Annotated in this window: 23 protein-coding genes, 1 pseudogene and 1 riboswitch; of the genes and pseudogenes, 7 read left to right on the top strand and 17 right to left on the bottom strand. The window is 63.1% G+C overall.

Translation table 11 applies throughout. The features are described from left to right. Window positions 1–60: 60 nt before the first annotated feature. The 10 genes and pseudogenes from thiS to R2E40_RS02120 all read right to left on the bottom strand — a co-directional run bounded on the left by thiS (window position 61) and on the right by R2E40_RS02120 (window position 8,932). The gene (thiS, locus tag R2E40_RS02165) at window positions 61–267 is read right to left on the bottom strand and encodes a sulfur carrier protein ThiS (RefSeq protein ID WP_318164647.1); all 207 of its coding nucleotides are present in this window, start codon (window positions 265–267) and stop codon (window positions 61–63) included. Beyond that, the gene (locus R2E40_RS02160) at window positions 264–1,058 is read right to left on the bottom strand and encodes a HesA/MoeB/ThiF family protein (RefSeq protein WP_318164646.1); all 795 of its coding nucleotides are present in this window, start codon (window positions 1,056–1,058) and stop codon (window positions 264–266) included. Before R2E40_RS02160 ends, thiS begins: the two co-directional genes overlap by 4 nt. Further along, entirely contained in the window at window positions 1,048–2,655 is a 1,608-nt protein-coding gene (gene thiE / locus R2E40_RS02155) for a thiamine phosphate synthase (protein WP_318164645.1), read from the bottom strand. Before thiE ends, R2E40_RS02160 begins: the two co-directional genes overlap by 11 nt. Continuing rightward, window positions 2,652–4,643, bottom strand: coding sequence for a phosphomethylpyrimidine synthase ThiC (gene thiC / locus R2E40_RS02150; RefSeq protein ID WP_318164644.1), 1,992 nt, complete (start codon window positions 4,641–4,643; stop codon window positions 2,652–2,654). The genes thiE and thiC overlap by 4 nt, the downstream gene beginning before the upstream one ends. Before the next feature lie 277 nt (window positions 4,644–4,920). Then, window positions 4,921–5,034, bottom strand: a riboswitch (TPP riboswitch). Window positions 5,035–5,110: 76 nt separating this feature from the next. Then, window positions 5,111–6,265, bottom strand: coding sequence for a glutathionylspermidine synthase family protein (locus tag R2E40_RS02145; protein ID WP_044798983.1), 1,155 nt, complete (start codon window positions 6,263–6,265; stop codon window positions 5,111–5,113). A gap of 2 nt (window positions 6,266–6,267) precedes the next feature. Then, entirely contained in the window at window positions 6,268–6,759 is a 492-nt protein-coding gene (locus R2E40_RS02140) for a DUF1190 domain-containing protein (protein ID WP_318165527.1), read from the bottom strand. A 54-nt stretch (window positions 6,760–6,813) separates the two neighbouring features. Further along, the gene (locus tag R2E40_RS02135; RefSeq protein WP_017783204.1) at window positions 6,814–7,227 is read right to left on the bottom strand and encodes a DUF350 domain-containing protein; all 414 of its coding nucleotides are present in this window, start codon (window positions 7,225–7,227) and stop codon (window positions 6,814–6,816) included. 148 nt (window positions 7,228–7,375) lie between these two features. Beyond that, window positions 7,376–7,901 (bottom strand): annotated as a pseudogene (locus R2E40_RS02130) (aerolysin family beta-barrel pore-forming toxin); the annotation flags it as partial. A gap of 49 nt (window positions 7,902–7,950) precedes the next feature. Further along, window positions 7,951–8,430, bottom strand: coding sequence for a hypothetical protein (locus tag R2E40_RS02125; protein WP_318164643.1), 480 nt, complete (start codon window positions 8,428–8,430; stop codon window positions 7,951–7,953). A gap of 85 nt (window positions 8,431–8,515) precedes the next feature. Beyond that, window positions 8,516–8,932: a hypothetical protein gene (locus R2E40_RS02120; protein ID WP_010635345.1), complete on the bottom strand. Its 417-nt coding sequence runs from the start codon at window positions 8,930–8,932 to the stop codon at window positions 8,516–8,518. Between the two features lie 90 nt (window positions 8,933–9,022). On the opposite strand from R2E40_RS02120, the gene R2E40_RS02115 reads away from it, so the two are divergent. Both R2E40_RS02115 and R2E40_RS02110 read left to right on the top strand, forming a co-directional pair. Continuing rightward, window positions 9,023–9,691, top strand: coding sequence for a response regulator transcription factor (locus R2E40_RS02115; RefSeq protein WP_318164642.1), 669 nt, complete (start codon window positions 9,023–9,025; stop codon window positions 9,689–9,691). Window positions 9,692–9,734: 43 nt separating this feature from the next. Beyond that, complete coding sequence (locus R2E40_RS02110) at window positions 9,735–10,946, top strand: sensor histidine kinase (RefSeq protein WP_024945661.1); 1,212 nt, start codon at window positions 9,735–9,737, stop codon at window positions 10,944–10,946. Window positions 10,947–11,020: 74 nt separating this feature from the next. Here the strand turns inward: R2E40_RS02110 and brnQ are convergent, their stop codons facing one another. The 3 genes from brnQ to metH form a co-directional block, all read right to left on the bottom strand. Beyond that, window positions 11,021–12,355 carry a branched-chain amino acid transport system II carrier protein gene (gene brnQ, locus R2E40_RS02105; protein ID WP_318164641.1) on the bottom strand — a complete coding sequence of 445 codons (1,335 nt, stop codon included), beginning with the start codon at window positions 12,353–12,355 and terminating at the stop codon, window positions 11,021–11,023. Window positions 12,356–12,754: 399 nt separating this feature from the next. Further along, on the bottom strand, window positions 12,755–13,651 hold the full coding sequence (gene rimK / locus R2E40_RS02100) for a 30S ribosomal protein S6--L-glutamate ligase (RefSeq protein WP_016349212.1): 897 nt from the start codon (window positions 13,649–13,651) through the stop codon (window positions 12,755–12,757). Between the two features lie 239 nt (window positions 13,652–13,890). Beyond that, window positions 13,891–17,574, bottom strand: coding sequence for a methionine synthase (metH, locus tag R2E40_RS02095; RefSeq protein WP_318164640.1), 3,684 nt, complete (start codon window positions 17,572–17,574; stop codon window positions 13,891–13,893). Window positions 17,575–17,777: 203 nt separating this feature from the next. On the opposite strand from metH, the gene R2E40_RS02090 reads away from it, so the two are divergent. Together R2E40_RS02090 and R2E40_RS02085 are read left to right on the top strand one after the other, a co-directional pair. Next, window positions 17,778–19,055: a cation:proton antiporter gene (locus R2E40_RS02090; RefSeq protein ID WP_042064951.1), complete on the top strand. Its 1,278-nt coding sequence runs from the start codon at window positions 17,778–17,780 to the stop codon at window positions 19,053–19,055. Between the two features lie 472 nt (window positions 19,056–19,527). Then, the gene (locus tag R2E40_RS02085; RefSeq protein ID WP_017408838.1) at window positions 19,528–19,704 is read left to right on the top strand and encodes a hypothetical protein; all 177 of its coding nucleotides are present in this window, start codon (window positions 19,528–19,530) and stop codon (window positions 19,702–19,704) included. 117 nt (window positions 19,705–19,821) lie between these two features. On the opposite strand, the gene R2E40_RS02080 is transcribed toward R2E40_RS02085, so the two are convergent. Continuing rightward, window positions 19,822–20,343 (bottom strand): GNAT family N-acetyltransferase, encoded by a 522-nt coding sequence (locus R2E40_RS02080; RefSeq protein WP_318165526.1) that lies wholly within the window; start codon window positions 20,341–20,343, stop codon window positions 19,822–19,824. Window positions 20,344–20,460: 117 nt separating this feature from the next. Next, window positions 20,461–21,282, bottom strand: a complete 822-nt coding sequence (locus R2E40_RS02075; protein WP_318164639.1) for an HDOD domain-containing protein — start codon at window positions 21,280–21,282, stop codon at window positions 20,461–20,463. 174 nt (window positions 21,283–21,456) lie between these two features. Here R2E40_RS02075 and R2E40_RS02070 point away from each other — a divergent pair, with 174 nt between their 5' ends. Together R2E40_RS02070 and R2E40_RS02065 are read left to right on the top strand one after the other, a co-directional pair. Continuing rightward, on the top strand, window positions 21,457–21,720 hold the full coding sequence (locus R2E40_RS02070) for a hypothetical protein (RefSeq protein ID WP_005308154.1): 264 nt from the start codon (window positions 21,457–21,459) through the stop codon (window positions 21,718–21,720). Window positions 21,721–21,827: 107 nt separating this feature from the next. Next, a complete protein-coding gene (locus tag R2E40_RS02065) occupies window positions 21,828–22,673 on the top strand; it encodes a neutral zinc metallopeptidase (RefSeq protein ID WP_318164638.1) in 846 nt (281 codons plus the stop codon). A gap of 62 nt (window positions 22,674–22,735) precedes the next feature. Here R2E40_RS02065 and aphA read toward each other — a convergent pair whose 3' ends face one another. After that, window positions 22,736–23,446, bottom strand: a complete 711-nt coding sequence (gene aphA, locus R2E40_RS02060) for an acid phosphatase AphA (protein WP_318164637.1) — start codon at window positions 23,444–23,446, stop codon at window positions 22,736–22,738. Between the two features lie 215 nt (window positions 23,447–23,661). Here aphA and R2E40_RS02055 point away from each other — a divergent pair, with 215 nt between their 5' ends. After that, the gene (locus R2E40_RS02055) at window positions 23,662–24,081 is read left to right on the top strand and encodes a nuclear transport factor 2 family protein (RefSeq protein ID WP_318164636.1); all 420 of its coding nucleotides are present in this window, start codon (window positions 23,662–23,664) and stop codon (window positions 24,079–24,081) included. On the opposite strand, the gene R2E40_RS02050 is transcribed toward R2E40_RS02055, so the two are convergent. Beyond that, the gene (locus tag R2E40_RS02050) at window positions 24,047–24,739 is read right to left on the bottom strand and encodes an AraC family transcriptional regulator (RefSeq protein WP_318164635.1); all 693 of its coding nucleotides are present in this window, start codon (window positions 24,737–24,739) and stop codon (window positions 24,047–24,049) included. The genes R2E40_RS02055 and R2E40_RS02050 overlap by 35 nt on opposite strands. Between the last annotated feature and the right edge of the window lie 43 nt (window positions 24,740–24,782).

Genomic DNA, 24,782 nt, shown 5'->3' with positions numbered 1-24,782 from the left:
AAGAGATGAGGCCCCGCCGCAAGGCAGAGCGCTCGAAGATGGGACTGCGAGCATCATGGGTCAGCCTCCCGCAATGGCGGTAAAGAGGTGAAGTTCGTCCCCGTCATTGAGACGGGTCTCGGCCCAGCGGCCACGGGGCAGCACGGAGCCGTTAAGGGCCACCGCCACTCCCTGTGGATTGACCCCTTGTGCCGCCAGCAGGTCGGCCACGCTCTGCCCCGCCGCCAGCGGCTGGGCTTTATCGTTGAGTCGAATGGTCAAGGTCATGGGGTGACCTCCTTATCGTGTGTCGGGCATCGGCGCTGCCCGCAGACCTGGCAATCGGGATCGGGGGCCAGAGTGAGGGTCTGCCACTGATGGGTCAGGGCATCGAAACGGCGCAATGTGCCAGCGACCGGACTTGGCAAACCGAGCAGCAGTTTCAGTGCCTCCAGCGCCTGCAAAGAGCCCATCACCCCGACCAGCGGGCCGGTGACGCCGCTGGTCTCGCAGCTCTGGCTCACCTTGGTATCCAGCGGATAGAGGCAGGCGTAACAGGCGTGCTCCGAGCTGGTACGCGCCATCAGCTGCCCCTGCCAACCCACCGCGGCGGCACAGATCCAGGGCTTGCCCTGAGCCACGCAGGCGGCGTTGATGGCCTGCCGAGTGGCGAGGTTGTCGCAGCAGTCGATCACCAGATCGACCTCGGCCACAAACGCCGGCAGGCTGGCGGCATCGAGCCGCTGGTTGATGGCAATCAGCTCCACCAGCGGGTTGTGGGCCGCCAAGCGCTCGCGGGCCAGCTCCGCCTTGGAGTGGTTGACTGCCTCGCTGTCGAACAGGATCTGGCGCGGCAGATTGCTGGAATCCACCGTATCGCCATCGGCCAGCCACAAGGTGCCCACCCCGGCCCCGGCCAGATAGAGGGCGAGCGGCGAGCCAAGCCCGCCCAAGCCCACGATCAGCACGGACTTATCTTTCAGCCGTGCCTGCCCTTCTTCGCCCACTTCCGCCAGCATCAGCTGGCGGCCGTATCGCAGATACTCTTTATCACTAAGAGAAGCGGCATCAGAGCGCATGTTCAGCCTCCCGTATAACGGTGGCCGAGCGCGGCTCATCCCCCGCCCCCACGGCCGCGAGCAGCCGCTCGGTTGCCCCCTGCCAGTCGTCGCTGGCGGTAATGGCCGAGACCAGCGCAATGCTGCCGACCCCGCTTGCCTTGACCGCCGCCACCCGCTCCTCGCTGATGCCGCCGATGGCCACCGTCGGCCAGTCGCACATCAGGGCGCGGTAGCGATGCAGCCGCACCAGCCCCTGCGGGCGTGAAGGCATCGCCTTGGTATTGGTCGGGAAGATATGACCCAGCGCCATATAGGAGGGGGCCAGCTCGCGGGCCCGCATCAGCTCGAAGTAGCCGTGGGTGGAGATGCCAAGGCGCAGTCCGGCCGCCTGAATGGCGGCGAGATCGGCGGTCTCCATATCCTCCTGCCCCAGATGCACGCCCCAGGCACCCGCCTCGATGGCCTGCTGCCAGTAGTCGTTGATAAAGAGCCGCGCCCCATGACGGCGACCGAGCGCGACAGCCTCGGCAATGGCCGGTGCCACCTGGGCGGCGGGCAGGTTCTTGATCCGCAGCTGGATGGTCTTGACCCCCAGCCCCAGCAGGCGGCGCAGCCACTTGACCGAATCGACCACCGGATAGAGACCGAGGCTGTGTTCGGTCGCGGCAAAGGGGCCATCCGGCAGGCGGGCGCTGCTTGTCTCATAAAGTCCGAAGCGGCGATCGAGGGTTGAACCCGCCAACACGGCGCGGGGGAAGTGAGCAAGATCGGCTGGCCAGCCAAGATGGGCGATGGGGCCGGGGCCCGCTCCCACCCCCTGCGCCGCCGCCAGCCCCTGTTGCAGGTAGGCGCGAGCGAGGGTGATGGCATCCTCCACCGGATAATCCTGCGCCACCACGGCGGCGATGGCGCTGGCGTAGCAGCAGCCGGTGCCGTGGCCGTGGCGGGTATCGAGGCGCGGTGCCGCCAGCCAGAATTCGCGCTGCTCATCCTGGTAGTAGTCCAGACACAGCTCCCCGCTCCACTCAAGATGACCCCCCTTCACCAGCACGGCACGGGCGCCGAGTTCACGCAAGCGGCGGGCGGCGAGGCGCACCAGCTCGGGGCTGCTGACCGGCAATCCGGTCAGAGCCTCCAGCTCGGGGCCGTTGGGGGTGATCAAGGAGAGGCGCGGCAGCAGCTGTTCGCGCACCGCCGCCAGCATATTGGGCTCCGCCATCGGAGTACCGGTACTGGCGATGGCCACCGGGTCGTAGACCACGAAGGGAGCCTCGATGGCAGCCAGTCGGCGGGCCAGCACCTCCACGTGAAGCCGGGTCGGCAACAGACCGATCTTGATGGCGGCGGGCGGCAGATCGACGCCGAGGGCGTCGATCTGGGCGGTGAAGGTCTGCATCAGCACGGGGTCGACCATCTTCACCGCCACCGAGTTCTGGGCTGTGATGGCGGAGATGACCGAACAGCCGTGCACGCCAAGGTCGTGCAATGTGTGCAAGTCGGCCTGAATGCCGGCGCCGCCGCCGGAATCTGAACCCGCTATGGTCCAGACCACAGGGCGAGAGTCCGTCACGGGCGACAGGTCGGCGGGGCTGACAGCCCCGCTTGCGCTGCTCACGCCTCCTCCCCTGCAGCCTGTTTCAGCGCCGCCGCCTGATGGTAGATCTCGCCGCCGGTCTCCTTGAAGGTCTCTGCCATGCGGGCCATGCCGCTCTCCACCTGAGCCACCACCTGCTCCTGCTGGCCATCCATACCGACCAGCTTGATCTCCACGGCCTCCAGCTTGGCGGCGTAGTCACGCACGTCCTGGGTGATCTTCATGGAGCAGAACTTGGGCCCGCACATGGAGCAGAAGTGGGCCACCTTGCCGGACTCCTGCGGCAGGGTCTCGTCGTGATAGGCGCGGGCGGTGTCGGGGTCGAGGGCCAGATTGAACTGATCCTCCCAGCGGAACTCGAAACGCGCCTTGGACATGGCGTTGTCGCGGATCTGAGCGCCCGGGTGCCCCTTGGCCAGATCGGCGGCGTGGGCGGCGATCTTGTAGGTGATGAGCCCCTGCTTCACGTCCTCCTTGTTGGGCAGGCCCAGATGCTCCTTGGGGGTGACGTAGCAGAGCATGGCGCAACCATACCAGCCGATCATGGCGGCACCGATGCCGGAGGTGAAGTGATCGTACCCAGGCGCAATATCGGTGGTGAGCGGGCCCAAGGTGTAAAACGGCGCCTCGTGACAGTGCTCCAGCTGCTCGGTCATGTTGCGCTCGATCATGTGCATCGGCACATGGCCCGGCCCCTCGATCATCACCTGCACGTCGTACTCCCAGGCGATCTTGGTCAGCTCGCCCAGGGTGCGCAGCTCGGCGAACTGGGCCTCGTCGTTGGCGTCATAGACGGAGCCCGGACGCAGACCATCGCCCAGCGACAGGGCCACATCATAGGCGGCGCAGATCTCGCAGATTTCGCGGAAGTGCTGGTAGAGGAAGTTCTCCTTGTGGTGGGAGAGGCACCACTTGGCCATGATGCTGCCGCCGCGCGACACGATGCCGGTGAGGCGCTTGGCGGTCATCGGCACAAAGCGCAGCAAGACGCCGGCGTGGATGGTGAAGTAGTCCACACCCTGCTCGGCCTGCTCCAGCAGGGTGTCGCGGAACAGCTCCCAGGTGAGCTCTTCGGCAATGCCGTTGGTCTTCTCCAGCGCCTGATAGATGGGCACGGTACCGATGGGCACCGGGCTGTTGCGCAGGATCCACTCGCGGGTCTCGTGGATGTAGCGACCGGTGGAGAGATCCATCACGGTGTCGGCGCCCCAGCGGGTCGACCAGACCAGCTTCTCCACTTCCTCTTCGATGCTGGAGGTGACCGCCGAGTTGCCGATGTTGGCGTTGATCTTCACCAGAAAATTGCGGCCGATGATCATCGGCTCCGCTTCCGGGTGGTTGATGTTGCTGGGGATGATGGCACGACCGGCGGCCACCTCATCGCGCACGAACTCGGGGGTGATGTTCTGGGGCAGGCGGGCACCAAAATCACGGCCTGGATGCTGGGTGCGCAAGAGCTCGGAGCGCACCCGCTCGCGCCCCATGTTCTCGCGAATGGCGATAAATTCCATCTCGGGGGTAACGATGCCGGCCCGGGCGTAGTGGAGCTGGGTGACCCGACGGCCCGGCTTGGCGCGGCGCGGCTTTGGCAAGTGCTCGAAGCGCAGGTGATCCAGCCCCTCGTCGGCCAGCCGCTCCTGAGTGAAGGTGGAGCTGAGCCCCGGCAGGGCGTCGGTGTCATCGCGCTCCAGCACCCAGTTCTCCCGCAGGCGCGGCAGGCCGCGGCGCACATCGATGGCGACCCCCTCCTCCCCGTAACGGCCCGAGGTGTCGTAGACCGGCACCGGCTCGTTGGGCTCGAATTGGGGATTTTCTTTGGTGCCGCCGACGAAGGTGTCGGCCAGCTGGATTTCACGCAGGGGCACCCGGATATCGGCGCGGGAGCCTTCGATAAAGATGCGGCGGGAGTTGGGGTGAGCCATCCCCTTGAGGCTGTCGATAAAGGCCTGAGCGCTGGAGCGCTGCTCGCGGCGGCTGGATTTGGCGGTATCAGAAACATTGGTAGACATAGCAAAACTCACATTAACTGGTTGAAGTTATGGGTATTTGCTTGTCTGGAGTTCGAGGAGAAGATGAACTTGCGGCGGGGTGTGCTTGGGGGAGTGAGTCGGGCATGGATCTTCCCTGCTCTGCCGTCCCGGTGTTTCCCTAGTCTGGAAACCCGGCGCCCTATGGACAACCGGACGGGACAGCCTCCCCCTCTGTGCGCCTGAGCCATCGCGGGCGATGCCCTTGATGGCTGGGGCCCTGCTCCTGCTGAGCGAGGGTTTGCCCCGGCGCGGTAACCCGCAAGTTACCCTTGTTTCCCTTCGCAGGTCTTAACCTGATCAGGTTCCACGGATCCCGAATTAACGGTCTCAGCTTAGCGTCGTTCGACGGTCAGCACTCCGACAAGATGGCGCCAGTATAAGTGGGGAAATGGAAAGTACAAGCCTTTAACAAACCTGATCAGTGTTCTCGCAATGGAATAAATCACCTAGTCGAGGATGATATGGGGCAGGAAACGGGAACTGTCCTTCGTGATCAAGGTGGCGTCCTCACGGATGCCTATGCCTGCTGCTTCATTGCCCACCACCCAGCTGCCGACCAAGGTGTAACTGCCGGCAAAACAAGGCAAGGGGTGGAAGGCCTGGCGCACATAGCCGGAATCATCGTAAGGGCCGGGCTCGAGCAAGCACGCTCCATCATGATCCACCAGCTCAATATTGGCTCCTTCTCTGGAGTAGAGGGGTTTACGCACCCAGCCCGGCTCCATCGGACTGGTGGGTTGTTCGTCAAAAAAAGCGGGGAGTAAATTGGGGTGGTCGGGGAAAGCCTGCCACAACAGAGGTAGTACCCCCTTGTTGGAGAGGATCATTTTCCAGGCTGGTTCGATAAAGCGGGTCTGGCTGGTAAGCAGAGTCTGGCCAAACGGTTCGCGCACCATAAACTCCCAGGGGTAAAGTTTGAAAATCTCGTGGATAGGCTCGTTGCTGAGATCCACCAGTTGCCCCCGCACCTCACCGATATCCTCCAGATCGACAAAACGGGCATCACAACCTGTTTGTAGAGCGATATCGATGAGGTAGTCGAGGTTTCCCCTGTCCTCCAGATTCTCACCTACGCAGGTGAAGTGCAGGGGCCTACCATTGCCATACGCCGCGAAAGCGCTGTGTAGCTTCTCCTGCAAAGAATTGAACTGATCGACCCCGGTCGGCAACCCCCCCCGACACACCTGATCTTCCAGCCAGATCCACTGGAAAAAACCAGACTCATAAAGGGAGGTGGGAGTATCGTAGTTAAGCTCCAACAGCTTTGCGGGCCCACGTCCGTCATAGGCGAGATCCAGTCGACCATAGAGATGGGGATCCTGACGTCGCCAGGATGCCTCAAGAGCAGGCCAACAGTATTCTGGTATATCGAGCCGGGTCAGCAACTCCTCGCTGACGACTATCTTCGATACCAGCGAGAGAGCCATCTGATGCAACTCCTCGGTGGGCGTCTCCAGATCCTCTTCTATCTGCCGCAAGCTAAAACGGTAGCAGGCGCTCTCGTCCCAGTAGGGCTCGCCATCGAAGGTATGAAACTCGAAGCCAAGATCTGCGGCCCGCTCACGCCAGTCCGGACGCTCGGGCAGGGCAATGCGCTCCATGTTTAACCCCCATTGCTCTGACAGTAATTTGCCCGTCGGGCAGCCTCTCCCCCGAAGCCTCCCCGCCGCACCTGCAGGGCCGGCTTCAGCGTAATCGCACTCTGGCAGACCCTAACAAGAGCTCTGCCAGCAGGCAGACGTGTTCCCTGAGCCGTACGCATAGCGTAGGGCTCATCAATGCGCTGATAGAGCGGCTGGGTCGGGATCCCTGGAATGGGGTCTGTTCCCAGAGCGACACCACTGGTTAGAAACCCTCTCATACGTGGTAAGTTGCCCTCACAACCCCCCACGCCGAAGTCCACCTCACACTCGGCCCGGTCAGGATAACGGGGTGCCCGCAGCAAATGGCGACTGCGGGCTTCATCAAAAGCGACCAGGCACCGAGCCGGATCGTTGCCTGGGGCTACGGCACATGCCTCGGCCGAAGAGTAGACATAGGCTAGTTCTGGACGCTCATTACATCCTTGTAGCCAAAAAGAGGCTGTAGGCACCATCATTACCAGTGCAACCCGACTACTGCGCTTATTGCTGTTTTTCATTGGCCCCTCTCAATAGGTCATACAAGCGGCGTTGAGCAGCCCCACCGACAGGGATGCGGAAGCCACCAGAATGGCGCCAGCCATCTCCCCGCGGGAGATCCTCTCACTCAGGTCAATAAGCCACAGTCTCATCAACCGAAACGCGGCAACCTGTACCAGCAGGGCGATCGCCCCCCAGATGGCGCAATCGCTCAGGGAGAGGGAGTGACTGATAGCGCTGGAAAGCGGCAGGGCAAAGCCGATGAGAGCCCCACCAAAGGCGGTAGCGGCCGCCGGATTGCCAGCTCGAATCAGGGCGAATTCATGGTGCGGAGTCAGCCATGTATAAAGGCGAACGAAGATCGCCAGCAGTGTTATCGCTAACAGAAAGTAGGCACTGAAGGGGAGCAATCCCCCCAGGGATCCAAGCAGTTGGGAAGACATCTCGCTGTTCCTGTGAAAAAAGAAAGCGGCATCATAGAGAAAGGCGGAAGGGACCACAATGACCCCTTCTACAAGGAAGAAACATTCGGGGATGAAGAGAAGGGCAGGCCCTCACGAGGAATCTGCCAAATATGTTAACGAGTCGAGGCTATCTGCCGACCTCTTCACTCGCGTGCGTATCCAGTTCAAGAGCGGTGAGAGCTACCCTTTCGGCAGAAGCGCTTCGTTGCTAAACAGCAGCTGCGGCGCGAGTCTGGGGCAGCCCAATCTCGATATCGCCGGCAAACTCGCTTTCGGCATAGACATCGCCGGTCACGGCCGAATGGGTCGGAAGCAGTACGCGGCCAAGGTTGTTCTGTACGGTCGTCAGGCCATACTCGCCGATGGTCCAGTTCCAGTCCCACCACTTCACCCGGGATATAACGCTTGTCCCACTGGTAACGAATGCTGCTCGCCTTGTCCTTGTACGGCCCGATGACGAAGGTGTGGTTCCAGTTCGGGCGGTTGTCCGGATGGGTATACCAGGCATTGCCGCCCCAGCGCAGGAAACCGCTCAGGGTCAGGTCATAGCTGACATCGGCCTTGAACTCATAGGGATAGGAGATATCGGCCTTGTAGTGCTCGATCTTCACCGGGATCTTGGAGCGAGCCGGCACCGTCGGCCGCACGGATTGCACTTCCAATTTAGTAAAATATATATTAAGTCATGGTGCCATATGATTCTTATTCTGATTCATCTTCCGGATTGGCGATCAGGATCTCGGTCAGGCGGCCCTGCTGGTTACGACTGAGCACCAGCTTGCGACCCGGTTGCAGATCGGCCGGGCTGCCGTTCAGCCAGCGGGTATCGTCATCGAAGGCCAGCACGCCGAGCCCCTGCAGCCGCAGGGCGCGGCCCGTGACCGCCAGCAGCGAGGCTTCGGCCCGGCGCCACTGGCTGGTCGGCAAGAATCCGGCGATGGCGTCGGCCATGCCGATCCGCTCGGCGACTCCGTCACGGCTGAGGATGGCCAGACGCATGCCGGGTCTGAGCTCATCGTTGCCTGCCACCCCGCTCAGCGCGGCGTTGCCGAGTTCGAGTTCGGCGCCCTGAAACTGCAGGCGCAGGCCATCGTTATGTTCCAGCTCCACCAGCCAGAGCTCGCCATCGGCGGCCAGAGCGCAGAGCGGCAGTGTCAGCAGCAGGAGGGAAGTACGTGTCATAGCAAAAGGCCCATGGTCAAACCGTGCGAGGTTTAACTATGGACCCAGCTGTACCATTTTTCCGCCAGCGCCACACCGGCCTGGCTCAATCATCCTCGCGGCAGCGGCTCAGGCGCATGCCGTCAAACTTGCACTCCAGCTCCAGCCAGCGCCCTTCGAACGGGGCCAGGCTGTCGTCCGAGGTGACATAACCCCAGATCCGCCCCTGCTCCACCGGCCCTTCCAGATCCATCTCGTCATCCTCCTCCAGCTTCTCGACCTCCCGAATAAGCCGTAGCTCACCCTCGACCACCCCTTCCAGATCGACCCAGGTACCGCCGAGATCGTCTTCTCTCAGCCCGTCCTTGAAGCGGGTCTGCTCGTCGAGCACAAAGGGAATGCCGTTGACCATCAGCTGGCCCAGCTGCCAGGTGGTGCGGCCGGTCAATTTGAACTCCGCCGACTGCGCAGCGCCGAATGGCAGCAAGATCAGCAGCAGGAGAGTGCAGAGAGACTTCTTCATCGGGGATCCTCGGGGTTACACTGCCACACAGGATGCCTTATCCGGTGTGAGATGACCGTGAAATGCCGGTCAAGACCAGGAGATCAAAGCATGAAAATACTGGTGGTGGAAGACAATCCCCAGGTCGCGGAAACCATCATGGATTATCTGGAGCTGGCGGGCCACCGGCTGGACTGCGCCTATCACGGTCAGGCGGCCTTGCAGTTGCTGGCCGAGCAGCGCTTCGACGTCATCATCATGGACGTCATGATGCCGCGCCTCGACGGCTTCAGCACGGTGGCCCGCCTGCGGGAGCAGGGGATCCCGACCCCAGTGCTGTTTCTCACCGCCCGCGACAGCCTGGACGACAAGCTGGCAGGCTTCAAGGCCGGCGGTGACGACTATCTGGTCAAGCCGTTCGCCATGGAGGAGCTGGAAGTGCGGCTGCAGGCGCTGGCCCTGCGCGGCCCGCGCAGCGACATGGGGGCGCTGTGCGTGGGCGAGCTGGCCCTGGATCCCGCCAGCGGCCGCGCCACCCGGGCCGGGGTCGAACTCAAGCTCGGCAAGATCCCGTTCCAGATCCTCACCCTGCTGGCCCGCCGGGCCCCTGCCCTGGTTACCCGCCAGGAGGTGCTCGACACCGTCTGGGGCGACGAGGAGCCGGATTCCGACGCCCTGCGCAGCCACATCTATGCCCTGCGCAACGCCCTCGACAAGCCCTTCCCCGCCCCCATGCTGGAAACCCTGCACGGTCAGGGCTATCGGCTGGTGACCCCATGAAAAGCCACCAGCGCTGCCTGGACCTGCCCGCAGGGAGGCCATCATGAGCCTGCCCAGCCTGCGCCGTCGCCTGATCCTCACCCTGAGCGGCGCCGGCCTACTGCTGCTGGTCATCATCAGCCTGCTGATGGTGGTAGCCGAGGACAAGATGGAGGAGCTCAGCCTGCGCCACTGGCTGGAGGCCGAGGTGACCCGCTACAGCGACGACTGGCTGCGGCTCGGCATGGCGGCCCCCGCCCCCAGCCCGCGCCAGTTTTCCAGCTACTGGACCGAGGCCGGCCGCCTGCCGGTCTGGCTCAAGCCCTACCAGAGCCCGGGCTTCTACGAACACGTGCTGGGGGACGAGGACAAGCACTTCCTGGTGCGGCCCCATCCGTCCGGTGAGGGGCTGCTCTACCTGGTGTTCAACGACGACGCCGATGACTACCTGGATCCTTACGAGGATCAGCTGCACCTGGCAACCCGGCTGATCGGACTGGCCCTGCTGCTCGGTTGCATCGGCTTCGGCATCTGGCTGGTGCGCCACATCACCCGGCCGCTGCAGCGGCTGCAGCAGCGGGTCGCCCACCTCACCCCGGATCAGGCCGACTTCGTCCCCGACGCCCCCTGGCAGGAGCTCAGAGACATCGAGCTGGCGCTGCTGGCCGGCAAGCAGGAGGTGGCCGCCGTGTTTGCCCGCGAGCAGGAGTTCAGTCGCTTCGCCAGTCACGAGCTGCGCACCCCCAACATGGTGATCCAGGGCTCGGCCGCCCTGCTCGGCAAGGTGAGCGATCTGCCCGCGCCCGCTGCCCGTGCCACCACCCGCATCCGCGCCGCCGCCGACGAGATGGCGCTGCTCACCGAGACCTTTCTGCTGCTGGGCCGCAAGGAGCCGGTGGAGCGCCCGCCCCAGCAGGTGGCGCCGCTCATTCGCCAGGAGCTGGCCCGCCTCGCCCCGCTGCTACAGCGAGAGGAGCTGGATATCCGGTTGCAGCTGGACGATGAGAGCGAGGCGCTGGCCCCCCTCTCCCTGCTCGCCATTGCGCTCGGCAACCTGCTGAAGAATGCCCTCAGCTACGCCGAGGGGCACATCGACATCGAGCTGGCCGGCCCCGTGCTCACCATCAGCAACCCCACCGCCGCCGCGCCGGATCAGATCCTCGGCTACGGCTGCGGCCTCACCATCATCCAGCGCATCTGCGAGAAGCTGGGCTGGCAGATAGAGACCCGGCTGGAGGGCGGCATCTTCAGCGCCAGACTGGCGATGCGGGAGTAAAAACGACAAGGCGCCCGAGGGCGCCTTGTTCATTGTTTCCGCCACCAAAACCGGCCAGAAGGCCGGTTTTGCATTCAGGCCACGCTCTTACTGACAGGCGCCACCTGTGGGCGACCTTGCAGGCGATCCCAGAGGGCCGCCAGCAGCAGGGCACACAGCGAGGGCGGCAGCCAGGCTAGCCCCTGCTCGTTCAGGGGCAGGGCCAGGCTCCAGGCCGGCAGCAGGCCGGCCAGGGCCGAGGTCTTGAGCCCGTCGATCAGGCCGAACAGCAGGCTGATCAGCATGACAGGCCCTACCACCCGGGTGCCGTTGCCCCACCAGCGCAGGGTGAAGCTCAGCACCACCAGCACGATGCAGGGGGGATAGATGGCGGTCAGCACCGGCACCGAGAGCTGGATCAGGTGGCTCAGCCCCAGGTTCGAAACCAGCATGGAGAAGCCGCCCAGCAGCAACACCAGGGTACGGTAGGAGAGCGGCAGGTACTGGGCGAAGAACTCGGCGCAGGCACAGGTCAGGCCAACGGCCGTCACCAGACAGGCGATGAAGATGAGCAGTGCCAGGAAACCGCTGCCCATGTTGCCGAAGGTGTGCTGGACGTAGGCGTGCAGGATCTCGGCGCCATTCTGGGCGTGGGGTACCAGTTCACCGCTCACCGAGCCCAAGCGGAACAGGCTGAGGTAGACCAGCGTCAAGCCCATCCCGGCGATAAGGCCGGCCAGTACGGTGTAACGGGTCAGCAACTTGGCGCTGCTCACCCCGCGCGAGCGGGCCGCATTGACGATGACGATGCCAAACACCATGGCACCCAGGGTGTCCATGGTGAGGTAGCCATTGACGAAACCATTGGAGAAAGGCTGATGCTGGTAGCTTTCGACAGCAGGAATGGCAGAACCGGCGGGCCACAGCAGAACGGCGAGACCCAGCGCCGCCAGCGCCAGGATCTTGATCGGCGCCAGCACGTGGCCCACGGTGTCGAGCAGCCGGCCCGGATAGAGGGAGATGCCGATCACCAGGCTGAAGTAGACCAGGCTGTAGATCAGCAAGGCCGAACCATCGTCACCAAACAGCGGCGCCAGCCCCACCTCGTAGGAGACGGTTGCCGTACGCGGGGTGGCAAACAGCGGCCCTACGGCCAGATAGCAGATGGTGGCGAGCAGCAGCCCGGCCTTGCGGCCGATGGGCGCACTCAGGGCATCCACACCGCCCCCGACCTTGGCCAGCGCCACCACGGTGAGCACCGGCAGGCCGACCGCCGTCAGCAGGAAGCCGGCGGCGGCGCCCCACACCTGCTCGCCGGCCTGCAACCCCACCATGGGCGGGAAAATGATGTTGCCGGCACCGACGAAGAGCGCGAAGGTCATGAAGCCCAACGCGACTATGTCTCTGGATGTTAATTTTTGGTTATTCATGCTGCGTAATCTGCCTATGACAATGTCAAATCATGACGGAAGTCGGCACGAATGGTTTATTCGTGCAAAAAATCCGCAGATAGTTTTATTAAATTTTTATGTTTCGCGACCTGCGAAGGGCGACAAGTAGAGCGTTTGTGCCAACTCGAGGCAAGTGCGGCACGACAATCCAGTCACTTCATCCAGAAAATAATTAAGCAATGGTGTTTGATATTGGTGTGGTGCAATTTTGCAACAGATGATAATGCCGTAACAGGCGTCATTTGTTACCCGTCTTGCCGTTCGCGGCCCCCGCAGGTTCGAGCCCCCTGCTGACCCTCTCTTCATCCAAGCGATCAGTCCAAAAGCAACAGGGCGCCCGAAGGCGCCCTGTATGATGGAGTGGCGGCAAGCCCGGCGTCACTCCGCCGGCTTGTGCTTGCGACTCGCCTTGAGCTCGAGAAACTCGATGATCTTGCCGGCCACGTCCTTGCCGGAGGCCGCTTCCACCCCTTGCAGACCGGGGGAGGAATTCACCTCCAGCACCAGCGGGCCGCGGGCACTGCGCAGGATATCCACCCCGGCCACATCCAGCCCCATGATCTTGGCGGCCTGCACCGCGGTGGCCCGCTCTTCCGGGCTTATCTTGATCGCCTCGGCGGTGCCGCCCCGATGCAGGTTGGAGCGAAACTCCCCCGGCTGGGCCTGGCGGCGCATGGCGGCCACCACCTTGCCGTTGACCACCAGACAGCGGATGTCGGCGCCGTTGGCCTCGCGGATGTACTCCTGCACCAGGATGTTGTTGTTGGTCTGGATGAAGGCCTCGATCACGCTCTCGGCGGCCTTCTGGGTTTCGCACAGCACCACGCCGATCCCCTGGGTCCCCTCCAGCAACTTCACCACCAGCGGCGCGCCGCCCACCATGGTGATGAGGTCGGGCACGTCGTGGGTGCTGTGGGCATAGCCGGTCACCGGCAGGCCGATGCCGTGGCGGGAGAGCAGCTGCATGGCCCGCAGCTTGTCGCGGGAGCGGGAGATGGCCACCGAGCTGTTGAGCGCCATGGTGTTCATCATCTCGAACTGGCGCAGCACGGCGGTGCCGTAGAAGGTGATGCTGGCCCCGATGCGCGGGATCACCGCATCATAGCTCTCCAGTTCCCGCCCTTCGTAGTGGATGGAGGGGTTGTGGGAGGCGATGTTCATGTAACAGCGCAGGGTGTCGAGCACCTCGACCTGATGACCGCGCGCCTGCGCCACCTCGACCAGACGGCGGGTGGAGTAGTTGTTGGGCTCACGGGATAAAATGGCGATCTTCATGACAATTCCGCTAGAAGGCAGTGCCTGGGCAGGATGGGGCGGGAGAGTATAAGGTGCCACAGCGCCAAGACAACGCCAATTGTTTCTCCTGACAACAAGACAAACCACACAGAAACCTGCGCTGCCATCCCACCGTCACTAGCTTGTCAAACGGCGGCACCAGACTGGTCTGTCCCCCAGTACAGGATGCCGCCGTTGTTCATCCAGGATCAATCGGGATTGACCCGGTTGCCACCCCTTTAATGCAGGTTTGGCCCCAGCCAGCGCTCGGCTTCGGCCAGCGTCATGCCCTTGCGCTGGGCATAATCTTCCACCTGATCGGGCTGGATCTGCGCCACCGCGAAGTACTTGCTGTCGGGATGAGAGAAGTACCAGCCCGACACCGCCGCCCCCGGCCACATGGCGTAGGATTCGGTGAGCTTCATGCCGATGGCCTGCTCCACCCCTAGCAGTTCCCAGATGCTGCCCTTCTCGGTGTGCTCCGGGCAGGCCGGGTAACCCGGTGCCGGGCGGATGCCGCGATAGTTCTCGCGGATCAGCTCCTCGTTGCTGAGCGCTTCGTTGGGGGCATAGCCCCAGTGCACTTTGCGCACCTGTTCGTGCAGGTACTCGGCGAAGGCTTCGGCGAGGCGATCGCACACCGCCTGAATGAGGATGGCGTTGTAGTCGTCGTGCTCTGCCTTGTAGGCCTTGGCGATGGCCTCCTCGCCGATGCCGCCGGTCACCGCGAAGGCGCCGATCCAGTCGGGCTTGCCGCTCTCTTTCGGCGCCACATAGTCTGCCAGACAGTAGTTGGGGAAGCCCTGCTTCTCGCTCTGCTGGCGCAGATGGTGCAGCACCTTGCGCACCTCGCTGCGCGACTCGTCGGTGTAGACCTCGATGCTGTCGCCAACGGCGTTGGCGGGGAACAGGCCTATGATGCCGGCGCAGCGCACGCTCCGATCTTGCTCCAGCTGATCCAGCATGGCGTTGGCGTCGGCGTAAAGGCGCGTGGCCTCCTCCCCCACCACTTCATCTTCCAGGATGCGGGGGAACTTGCCCGCCAGCTCCCAGCTGAGGAAGAACGGCGTCCAGTCGATGTAGGGGCGCAGCACCGAGACCGGCACATCCTCGAAGGTCTGCACGCCAGGCTCCCGGGGCTTGGGTGGCTGATAGCCGACCCAGTCCAGCTGATGACGGTTGGCACGGGCGTGGGCCAGACTGACCGGCTTGGAACGCGGCTGCTTGCGGGCGTGCTGCTCGCGGGCAATCTCGTACTCCTTGTCGATGCGGGCCACGAAGGCGGGCTTGAGCTCAGGGCTCAGCAGGCTCTGGGCCACCCCCACCGCGCGGGAGGCGTTGGAGACATAGACCACCGGCTCGGAGTAGTTCTGCTCTATCTTCACCGCGGTGTGGGCCTTGGAGGTGGTGGCGCCACCGATGAGCAGCGGCAGCTTGAAGCCCTGGCGCTCCATCTCTTTCGCCACGTGTACCATCTCGTCCAGGGACGGGGTGATCAGGCCCGACAGGCCGATGATGTCGGCATTGACCTCCCGCGCCGTCTTGAGGATCGTCTCGCAAGAGACCATGACCCCGAGATCGACGATCTCGTAGTTGTTGCACTGCAGTACCACCCCGACGATGTTCTTGCCGATGTCGTGCACGTCCCCCTTCACGGTGGCCATCACGATTTTGCCGTTGCTGGAACCGCCGGACTTCTCCGCTTCGATATAGGGCTGCAGGTAGGCGACCGCCCGCTTCATCACCCGCGCCGACTTGACCACCTGGGGCAGGAACATCTTGCCGGCGCCGAACAGATCGCCCACCACGTTCATGCCGTCCATCAGCGGCCCTTCGATCACGTGCAGCGGCTTCTCGGCCTGGCTGCGCGCCTCCTCGGTATCCTCCTCGATGAAATCGGTGATCCCCTTGACCAGCGCATGCTCCAGCCGCTTGCCCACCGGCCAGCTGCGCCACGCCTGATCCCGTGGATCCTCGGCCTGGGCACCACCACCGCGATAGCGCTCGGCGATGGCCAGCAGCGCCTCGGTGGCGTCCGGATTGAGGTTCAGCACCACCGCCTCGACCTTCTCCTTCAGCTCGGCGGGGATGTCTTCGTAGATGGCCAGCTGACCGGCGTTGACGATCCCCATGTCCATGCCGTTCTGGATGGCGTGATAGAGGAACACCGCGTGGATCGCCTCACGCACCGGCTCGTTGCCACGAAACGAAAACGAGACATTGGAGACGCCGCCGGAGATCATGGCGTGGGGCAGGTTCTGCTTGATGTCCTTCACCGCGTCGATGAAGTCCACCGCGTAGTTGTTGTGCTCGTCGATGCCGGTCGCTACCGCGAAGATATTGGGGTCGAAGATGATGTCTTCCGGCGGGAAGCCCACCCGGTCCACCAGAATGCGGTAGGCGCGCTGGCAGATCTCGAACTTGCGGGCACGGGTATCGGCCTGGCCCACTTCGTCGAACGCCATCACGATGACGGCGGCGCCGTAGCGGCGCAGCAATCTGGCCTGCTGGATGAATTTCTCCTCCCCCTCCTTCATGGAGATGGAGTTGACCACCGGCTTGCCCTGCACACACTTGAGGCCGGCCTCCAGCACCTCCCACTTGGAGGAGTCGATCATCACAGGCACCCGGGCGATGTCCGGCTCGCCGGCGATGAGGTTCAGGAAGCGCACCATGGCCGCCTCGGCATCCAGCATCCCCTCATCCATGTTGATGTCGATGATCTGGGCGCCGCTCTCTACCTGCTGCTTGGCGACGTCGAGGGCCTCGTCGTAGAGCCCCTCCTTGATCAGCCGCTTGAACTTGGCCGAACCGGTGACATTGGTGCGCTCCCCCACGTTCACGAACATGGATTCGGGGGTGATGATGAGGGGCTCGAGGCCCGACAGGCGGCAGGCTACCGGCAGATCCGGCAGGACGCGCGGCTTGATGCCCGCCACGGCGTCGGCCATGGCGCGAATATGGGTCGGGGTGGTGCCACAGCAGCCGCCGACCAGGTTGAGAAAGCCGCTTTGGGCCCACTCGCGGATATGCTCGGCCATCTCGACGGCATCGAGGTCGTACTCGCCAAACGCGTTGGGCAGGCCCGCGTTGGGGTGGGCGCTGACATGGGTCTCGCTGATGCGCGACAGCTCTTCCACGTACTGGCGCAGCTCGTCCGGGCCGAGCGCGCAGTTGAGGCCGAACGAGATGGGTTTGACGTGGCGCAGCGAGTGATAGAAGGCTTCGGTGGTCTGGCCGGAGAGGGTACGACCGGAGGCATCCGTGATGGTGCCGGAGATCATCACCGGCAGGCTGTAGCCCAGCGCCTCGAACACCCCTTCCACCGCGAAGGCGGCGGCTTTGGCGTTGAGGGTATCGAAGATGGTCTCGATCAGAATGATGTCGGCACCGCCCTCGATCAGGGCGTGGGTCGATTCGGTGTAGGCGGCCACCAGCTGGTCATAGGTGACATTGCGCTTGCCGGGATCGTTCACATCCGGCGAGATGGAGGCGGTGCGGTTGGTCGGGCCCAAGACCCCGGCCACGAAGCGCGGCTTGTGGGGCTCTTTCGCCGTCCATTCATCTGCCACGGCGCGCGCCAGCCGGGCCGCCTCGCGGTTGATCTCGGCCGAGAACTCTTCCATCTCGTAGTCGGCCATGGCGATGCGGGTGGCGTTGAAGGTGTTGGTCTCGAGGATGTCGGCGCCGGCGGCGCAGTACTGCTCGTGGATCTCGCGAATCACGGCGGGACGGGTCAGCACCAGCAGGTCATTGTTGCCCTTGATATCGGTGTGCCAGTCGGCGAAGCGCGCGCCGCGATAATCGGCCTCACCGAGCTTGTAGCCCTGGATCATGGTGCCCATGGCGCCATCGATGATCAGGATCCGCTCCTTGAGATAGGCTTCCAGTTTGTTTGTCACATCCGACTTTTTGTTCGACACCGCTCGTTCCTCTTACATCCATGCAACTGCGTAAACAGCATCCTAACAGCAAACAAATCAAATGGAAATCTAGCCGTCTATCTGTCTATATTAGCGACCTATATACTCATAAATAGGTAATGAGTAACATGTAACCCAAGAGTACCCTATGCCCGTCCTCAATCCGGACACGTGCTTGCTGTTTACTAAAGAGAAAAATAACTATGAGCGTCTACTACACACTCTGCTTCCTGGCAGCGTTGGCGATCTTTATCGCCTTTGCCAATCAGTATGTTGTGAAGATCCAGACCACCATCGCCATCACTGCGGGCTCCATGCTGATCTCCGCGCTGCTGGTGCTGTTCGGTAAGCTGGGCTGGTTCAATCTGGAACCCCTGGCCGTCAAGACCATGGAGAGCATCGACTTCCAGAATTTCCTGCTGAAGGGGATCCTGGGCTTCCTGCTGTTCGCCGGTGGTCTCGGGATCAATCTGAAAGCCCTGCGCAGCCAGAAGTGGGAGATCACCATTCTCTCCATCGTGGCGACCCTGCTCTCCACCTTCATGGTCGGCTACGGCTTCTGGTTCATCGCCAAGCTGCTGGGCTGGGAGCTGCCGCTGGTCTATTGCATGCTGTTTGGTGCCCTGATCTCCCCCACCGACCCCATCGCCGTACTGGCCATCGTCAAGAAGATGAAGGCGCCGCCCCAGATCGCCATCCAGATCGAAGGGGAGTCGCTGTTCAACGACGGTGTCGGCCTGGTGATCTTCGCCACCGTGTTCGCCGTGGCGTTCGGCGGCGTCGAGCCCACCTTCGGCAGCGTGGCCGGCCTGTTCCTGCATGAGGCCCTCGGCGGCATCCTGTTCGGCGCCGTGCTGGGCCTCATCGCCCACGTGATGATCAGCGCCACCGACGACGGCTCCCTGGAGCTGCTGCTGACCCTCTGCATCCCGACCGCCGGCTTCGCCTTCGCCAACATGATCGGCGTCTCCGGCGCCCTGGCCATGGTGGTGACCGGCATCATGATCGGCAACTGGACCCGGAACGTGGGCTTCTCCGAGCAGAGCAGCCATCACCTGGATCACTTCTGGGAATTGATGGACCAGTTCCTCAACGCCCTGCTGTTCCTGCTGATCGGTCTGGCGCTGGTACTGCTGGATCTGGCCTGGCGTGACTGGATCCTGCTGGTCATCGCGGTGCCGCTCTGCCTCGCCGCCCGCTTCATCAGCGTGTCGCTGCCCTACATGGCTTTCCGCCGCTATCGCAGCTACAACAAGTTCTCGGTGCGGATCCTCACCTGGGGCGGCCTGCGCGGCGGTCTGGCCATGGCCATGGCGCTGGCGCTGCCCTCCGGCGTCATGATGCTGCCGGAACACGGCGTCGACCTGCGGGAAGTGATCCTGGTGATGACCTACTCGGTGGTGATGTTTTCCATCGTGGTACAGGGCATGACCATCACCCCGATGATCACCGCCGCCAAGAAGGCCAGCGGCGACTACTGAGTCGCCGGCTGACGTCACCTGGTGATGAAAAAAGGGCTCCCTCGGGAGCCCTTTTTGTGGCCGACAGACGGCCATCAAGGAAAAACTGCAAATAATTGTTTGCTTTTTACGCATGTCGAGGAGAGAATGCGCGCCGGCTAGTTAATCAGCCCTGATTATGTTTACCCTGAAATGCTTCACCTCACGATGAATCCTGCCAGTACCCGCATAACCTTCTTCTGATTTACTCGCCTTGAGAACCGTTCAGGCTGTCTGCCTGCGTTGCCCGGCTCTCACGGTGCAGACCCGATCTGCCCACTCCCAAGTAGCATCATGCATCCGCGTGGTCCTTGGCGCATTCCTTGAAAGTGCAGACGCCCCTGAACCGGGCTGGGTATTCCTGCGCGCTCGTCCGCAATCGTGCTGACCGCGCCCATTGACCTGACATTTGCCAATACAAGGAGCAAACACCTAATTGATATAGAGAAATACCATGATGAAAGCAGTACAAACACACAAACCCCTGCGTCGCAGCAAACCCATCAACCTGCCCGTGCAAGAGCACGATGACGACGGGTTCCTGATCCAGTTCAGCACCCGCTTCAGCGGCGGTTTTGCCATCTCCTGTGACGGCATCGCTGGCGAGTTCTCCATCGAAGACCTCAACTGATCCTGCCTGCCCAACGGCAGCGCCCGATGCAGACAGGCCGCAACTCACGGCGGCCTCTTTGTATCACTTCCGCAAATTGTTCCGGTATCACCTAGTCCGCACTCTTGACCAGCCCTCTCAGACCCGACAAGCCTGCGCTCCTTCAGCCTCCAGCAGCAGACACTCATCCGCGTCCTCACTCAGTTTGACCAGCCTGCTCTGCACCAGCCCCAGCTTGGCCAGCAGCGCCACCGAGCGCTCGTTGCCCGGGGTGACGATGGCGACCACCCGCTCGATGCCGAGCCGCTCCCGACCATCCTGCAGCGCTGCCTGCGCCGCTTCGATGCCATAACCCTGACCGCGATAGGCGGGCAGGAAGGCGTAGCCTATGTCTTCACAAGGCAGGGTATCGCGCTTGATCAACCCGCAGATGCCTAGCTTGGCGCCGTCGCTGCGCCGGGCCACCAGATAGAGGCCGTGACCGTGGCGGGCATAGCTGACCGCCGGCCCCTGCTGGATGTAGTTTTCGGCATCCTGCAGAGTGCGGATACCCCGATCGCCGATGTAGCGGTGAAAGTCGGGGTCGTTGAGCAGTTCGACAATGAAGGGGGCATCGGCAACGGTCAGTTCGCGCAGTTCCAGGCGCTCGGAGAGGATCATGACAAGGGCTCGCATAGAAGAGACAGGCCCCAAGACTGCCCCCGCCACCGGCTATTGGCAAGGCCGCCACCATGAAAAAGGGCCGCAGCGCGGCCCCGGTCAATGAAATCAGCCGTGTCAGGCCGCCAGCAGCCCGGCGTAGCCATTGCCCTGCTCGCGCAGCGCCACGAACACCGCCGCGCAGTCGGACCAGGAGAGACCGAGCCGCTCGGCCACCTGGGCGGGCCATTCGGGCGGCGCCTCATCCCCCACGTCGGACTGCGCTGCCAGGGCGATGGCCAGATGGATAAGGGCGGCCTCGACAGAGAACTCCTTGGCCAGCAAGGGGTTGTAGTGATACTCCACCGCATGGCAGATGCTCAGGGGGAATTGCCAGCGCCTGGCCATCTCGGCCCCGGTCTGGGCATAGTTGAAGCCGACCACCAGCTCCTCGGCCTTGGCGCGTCCCTTGCTGGGCTCCAGATCCTTGATGTGGTTCACCATGTTCTCCGGCAGCCCCACGTGCATGATGAGCCGCCCCATGTCGTAGAGCAGGGCGCAGGTGAACACCTCCTCTCCCTTCATGCCCTTGAGCTTGGCCAGCCGTCTGGCCAGTTCGGCCACGTCGAATACCTTGCCCCAGAAATGTTTGAGATCGATGCCGGGCACCGCATTGATGGAGCCGGTCAGGCCGCAGGCGAGCACCATGTTGCGCACCACGTCGACCCCGAGCCGCACCACGGCCTCGTTGACGGTGGCGACCTGGCGACTGCCGCCAAACTTGGCGGAGTTGGCCAGCCGCAGCAGCTTGGCGGAGATCACCGGATCCTTGTTGATCTTCTTGGCAATCAGCAGGATATCCGGCTCTTTCTCGTTGAAGGTCTGCACCAGTTCGCGCATGACTTCAGGCACGTTGGGCAGGTTCTGGGGCTGGGATAACAGAGAGTCTATGGTGGGCATATTGATATCCGTCCATGCGATTTTATGATGGTTGTCGTTTGCCGACAGCAAACCCACATTAATTATGAATAACAAAAACTGCCCATACCGAAATGTTTTTATCGAAATATTTCAATGTGTTAATTGCTATCTCGCTATACTGACACCCTTTATGGCATCACTAGGAAGCAGAGCATGAGCGAACCCACCGAGTTCTTCGACGAACAAACCCTGCTGGAGATGGTCGACAACCAGCTCAGCGACGGCCACCCGCTGCAGGTCAAGGCGACCCTGATGCGGCTGGTGATGAAGGGCACCCCGCGCGAAGAGGCGCTGCAATATATCGCCTGTGCCCTGGGGGCCGAGCTGATGGCGATGGAAGCGGATCAGGGCCCCTTCAACCTCGAGCGCTACGGCCAGTTTCTGGACTCCCTGCCCGAGATGCCCTGGGCTGAATAAACGCCCACTCCCGCCGCCGGCGACCCGGTCGCCGGCCTGCCCCCGTTAGGCAAGCCACCCCGCCAGCCATTATCATTACTGCCACCGGACAGCAGGGGAGCAAGCATATGCGCTGGCAAGATCGCCGTGAGAGCAACAATGTGGAAGACAGGCGCCAGCAGGGCGGCGGGGGCGGCATCCCCATCGGCGGCAAGGGGCGCCTGATCCTGCTGGTGGTGGTCATGGTGGCCGGCTACTACGGGGTGGACCTCTCCCCCCTGCTCAGCGAGCCGACCACCCAGAGCCAGCCCCAGCGTCAGGAGATGTCTCAGCCGGCCAAGGATCCCCTCGCCAGGTTCACCTCGGTGATGCTCGCCTCCACCGAGGATGCCTGGGGCGAAATCTTCCAGCAGAGCGGCAACCGCTATCAGGCCCCCAAACTGGTGCTCTATCGCGGCGCAACCCGTACCGGCTGCGGCCAGGGCCAGTCGGTGATGGGCCCCTTCTACTGCCCGGCGGATCGCACCGTCTACATCGATCTCTCCTTCTATCAGGAGATGCGCGACAAGCTGGGGGCCGACGGCGACTTCGCCCAGGGCTACGTGGTGGCACACGAGGTGGGCCACCACGTGCAGAACCTGCTCGGCATCGAGCGCAAGATGCGTGAACAGCAGCAGGGATTGAGCCGGGCCGATCAGAACAAGCTGTCGGTCAAACTCGAGTTGCAGGCTGACTGCTTTGCCGGCGTCTGGGGCCACTACATGCAGCGGGAGCAGGTACTGGAGCATGGCGATCTGGAAGAGGCGCTCAACGCTGCCCAGGCCATCGGCGACGACCGTCTGCAGCAGCAGAGCCAGGGCCGGGTGATCCCGGACAGCTTCACCCACGGCAGTTCGGCCCAGCGCTACGCCTGGTTCAAGCGCGGCTTCGACAGCGGCAAGCCCGCCAGCTGCAATACCTTCGCCGCCCGCTAGACGCCAAAAAGAAGGGCCGGATCCTGACAGGATCCGGCCCTTTTTCCATTCATGGGTGAACGTCAGTACTGGGAGTTGACGATCACCTCCTCCCCCAACGCGCCAGCCAGCGGCAGCGGCCGGTAGGTGGAGTTGGCCGAGCGCAGCAGCCGGATGCCGCGAATGCCGAGCTCCTGCGCCGCCTTAATGTCGCCATCGGCATCGCCGTAGAAGATCTTCATCTGCTTCTCCTTGAGCCACTGCACCTTGGTGTTCTGGCCCGGCTGATCGCCGGCGAAGATCACCGGGTTGAGCTGGTCGGCCGGAATATTCATGGTCTGCTGCAGGGTCTTGCTGACGGTCTCAGTCCTGGTGGCCGAACGGCCAGTGACGAAATAGATGTGATCGCCGCGCTCAAGGTGCATGGCGATGAGTGCCTTGCCCACCTCTTTCGGCACGCTGAACGCGTCCCAGCCGTTGTTCATCTTCTCCCAGAAGGCCGGGTTCTTCAGGTAGCTCTCGTCGTTGGGGGAGAACTCCTGCTTGCCGCGATAGAACCCCGGGCTGGAGAAGAGCAGGGTGTCGTCGATGTCGAAACCTACCGCCATCGGCGGCAACCCATCCAGGCTCCTGGCAATCTGCGTCACCGACACCCAGTGAATGGGGGCCTGCTGGGCCAGGGTCACCGCAGTGACACCGGCGGGGCTGGCCGGGGCTTCGACCGCCACGGCGGGCAGGGTCAAGCTGGCGGCGACCAGGGAGGCAAGCAGGGCAAAACGGGGGGATAAGGACATGATACGGCTCGTGACATGAAGGAAACAGGGGGCCGATCCTGCCCCATGCCGGCACCGCAAACCGTGAAACCCGCCACAAAACAGGGCCAAGTGACACGCATCGCCACGGCAAGCCCCCATCTTGGCACAATCGCCAAACAGGATGACGTGGGCGCCAAGGCCGGAGCCGACGCTGCGCCCCATACTGGCCACTCCCATCCACTCAGGAGCCCATCATGGATTACAAGCAACGGCTGCAAGCCTGCCTCAACCGGGTCATCTGCGACCCCGATTTCACCCCGGCCGAGCTCGATCACTGGTTCTGCCCGGACTATGTCCAGCTGGTGGATGACCAGCGGCTGGATCGCGCCGCCTTCGAGCAACATCTGCTGGCCCTGCGCCAGAGCCTGGCCCGCTGCGAGATCCACTTTGTCTCGCTGCTGGCCGAGGGAAACCGGGTTCACTCCCTGCATCGGGTGCGGGCCTGGCGTCACGACGGCGCCCAGATCGAGTGCAAGGTAAGCGCCCTGTTCACCTTTCAGGGCGAACGCCTGAGTCACACCGATGAGCTGACCTGCCTGCTGGTGGGGGAGCCGGCCGACCGGGATCTCGGCTCCCGCCTCACGACCCCGCCGGCTCCCGCAAGAAGCGATTGAAGGCGTGAGAAAAGGCGCTGAAATCCCCGTAACCCAGTTCGAGGGCTATCCGCGACAGCGGCTGGCCCTGTTGCTGCAACTGGCGGGCCCGCCCCATCACCACCTGTTGCCGCCATTGCCGAAAACTGCAACCCAGCTGCTGGCTGAACAGCCGGTTGAGGGTGCGCACCGAGGCACCTGAATCGGCCGCCAGCTCCGCCAACCCGTATTCGATGGAAGGGTGCCGGCAGACCCGCTCCAGCACCCGCAGCAGCCGCACATCCAGCGCCGCGCTCAGCATGAATCCGGCTGCCGCCGGCGCCTGTCGCAGCTCGGCCGCCAATACCGTCAGATAGGCATCCCTGAGCCCCGGCTCCGCCATGTCCGCCAGCCGCTCGAACAGGCCGGCCAGCAGCGGGCTCACCTGGCGGGTCGTCAGCTCGCTCCCCTCATCCAGGTCATCCAGATAGATCAGACTGAGCCGGGAGTGACGCAGCACCCTGAACTCATGGGCCAGCCCGGCCGGGATCAGGCAGAGCTGGCCCGCCACCAGCAGCACGCCTGCCGCCTCACTGCTGATCACGCCCCCACCCCGATGCAGGTAGCAAAACTGTGAGCCGCCGTGACAGTGGAGGGCGGTGAGCGCGCCTTGCGGGTAGTCGCGATACAAGAGGTTCATTACGAACTCCCCAGGCCCAAAGCCCATCCACCAGCAGGCTCTT

Source organism: Aeromonas sp. CD, assembly GCF_033349375.1.
Lineage (GTDB): Bacteria > Pseudomonadota > Gammaproteobacteria > Enterobacterales > Aeromonadaceae > Aeromonas > Aeromonas hydrophila.
Note: the sequence above shows the minus strand (reverse complement) of the source record. Positions and strands in the feature narration are given on the sequence as shown.

Coding starts and splice junctions, on each gene's coding strand:
- thiS (WP_318164647.1), bottom strand. CDS start 267: ATGACCTTGACCATTCGACTCAACGATAAAGCCCAGCCGCTGGCGGCG.
- R2E40_RS02160 (WP_318164646.1), bottom strand. CDS start 1,058: ATGCGCTCTGATGCCGCTTCTCTTAGTGATAAAGAGTATCTGCGATAC.
- thiC (WP_318164644.1), bottom strand. CDS start 4,643: ATGTCTACCAATGTTTCTGATACCGCCAAATCCAGCCGCCGCGAGCAG.
- R2E40_RS02145 (WP_044798983.1), bottom strand. CDS start 6,265: ATGGAGCGCATTGCCCTGCCCGAGCGTCCGGACTGGCGTGAGCGGGCC.
- R2E40_RS02140 (WP_318165527.1), bottom strand. CDS start 6,759: ATGGTGCCTACAGCCTCTTTTTGGCTACAAGGATGTAATGAGCGTCCA.
- R2E40_RS02135 (WP_017783204.1), bottom strand. CDS start 7,227: ATGTCTTCCCAACTGCTTGGATCCCTGGGGGGATTGCTCCCCTTCAGT.
- R2E40_RS02125 (WP_318164643.1), bottom strand. CDS start 8,430: ATGACACGTACTTCCCTCCTGCTGCTGACACTGCCGCTCTGCGCTCTG.
- R2E40_RS02120 (WP_010635345.1), bottom strand. CDS start 8,932: ATGAAGAAGTCTCTCTGCACTCTCCTGCTGCTGATCTTGCTGCCATTC.
- R2E40_RS02115 (WP_318164642.1), top strand. CDS start 9,023: ATGAAAATACTGGTGGTGGAAGACAATCCCCAGGTCGCGGAAACCATC.
- R2E40_RS02110 (WP_024945661.1), top strand. CDS start 9,735: ATGAGCCTGCCCAGCCTGCGCCGTCGCCTGATCCTCACCCTGAGCGGC.
- brnQ (WP_318164641.1), bottom strand. CDS start 12,355: ATGAATAACCAAAAATTAACATCCAGAGACATAGTCGCGTTGGGCTTC.
- rimK (WP_016349212.1), bottom strand. CDS start 13,651: ATGAAGATCGCCATTTTATCCCGTGAGCCCAACAACTACTCCACCCGC.
- R2E40_RS02090 (WP_042064951.1), top strand. CDS start 17,778: ATGAGCGTCTACTACACACTCTGCTTCCTGGCAGCGTTGGCGATCTTT.
- R2E40_RS02085 (WP_017408838.1), top strand. CDS start 19,528: ATGATGAAAGCAGTACAAACACACAAACCCCTGCGTCGCAGCAAACCC.
- R2E40_RS02080 (WP_318165526.1), bottom strand. CDS start 20,343: ATGATCCTCTCCGAGCGCCTGGAACTGCGCGAACTGACCGTTGCCGAT.
- R2E40_RS02075 (WP_318164639.1), bottom strand. CDS start 21,282: ATGCCCACCATAGACTCTCTGTTATCCCAGCCCCAGAACCTGCCCAAC.
- R2E40_RS02070 (WP_005308154.1), top strand. CDS start 21,457: ATGAGCGAACCCACCGAGTTCTTCGACGAACAAACCCTGCTGGAGATG.
- R2E40_RS02065 (WP_318164638.1), top strand. CDS start 21,828: ATGCGCTGGCAAGATCGCCGTGAGAGCAACAATGTGGAAGACAGGCGC.
- aphA (WP_318164637.1), bottom strand. CDS start 23,446: ATGTCCTTATCCCCCCGTTTTGCCCTGCTTGCCTCCCTGGTCGCCGCC.
- R2E40_RS02055 (WP_318164636.1), top strand. CDS start 23,662: ATGGATTACAAGCAACGGCTGCAAGCCTGCCTCAACCGGGTCATCTGC.
- R2E40_RS02050 (WP_318164635.1), bottom strand. CDS start 24,739: ATGAACCTCTTGTATCGCGACTACCCGCAAGGCGCGCTCACCGCCCTC.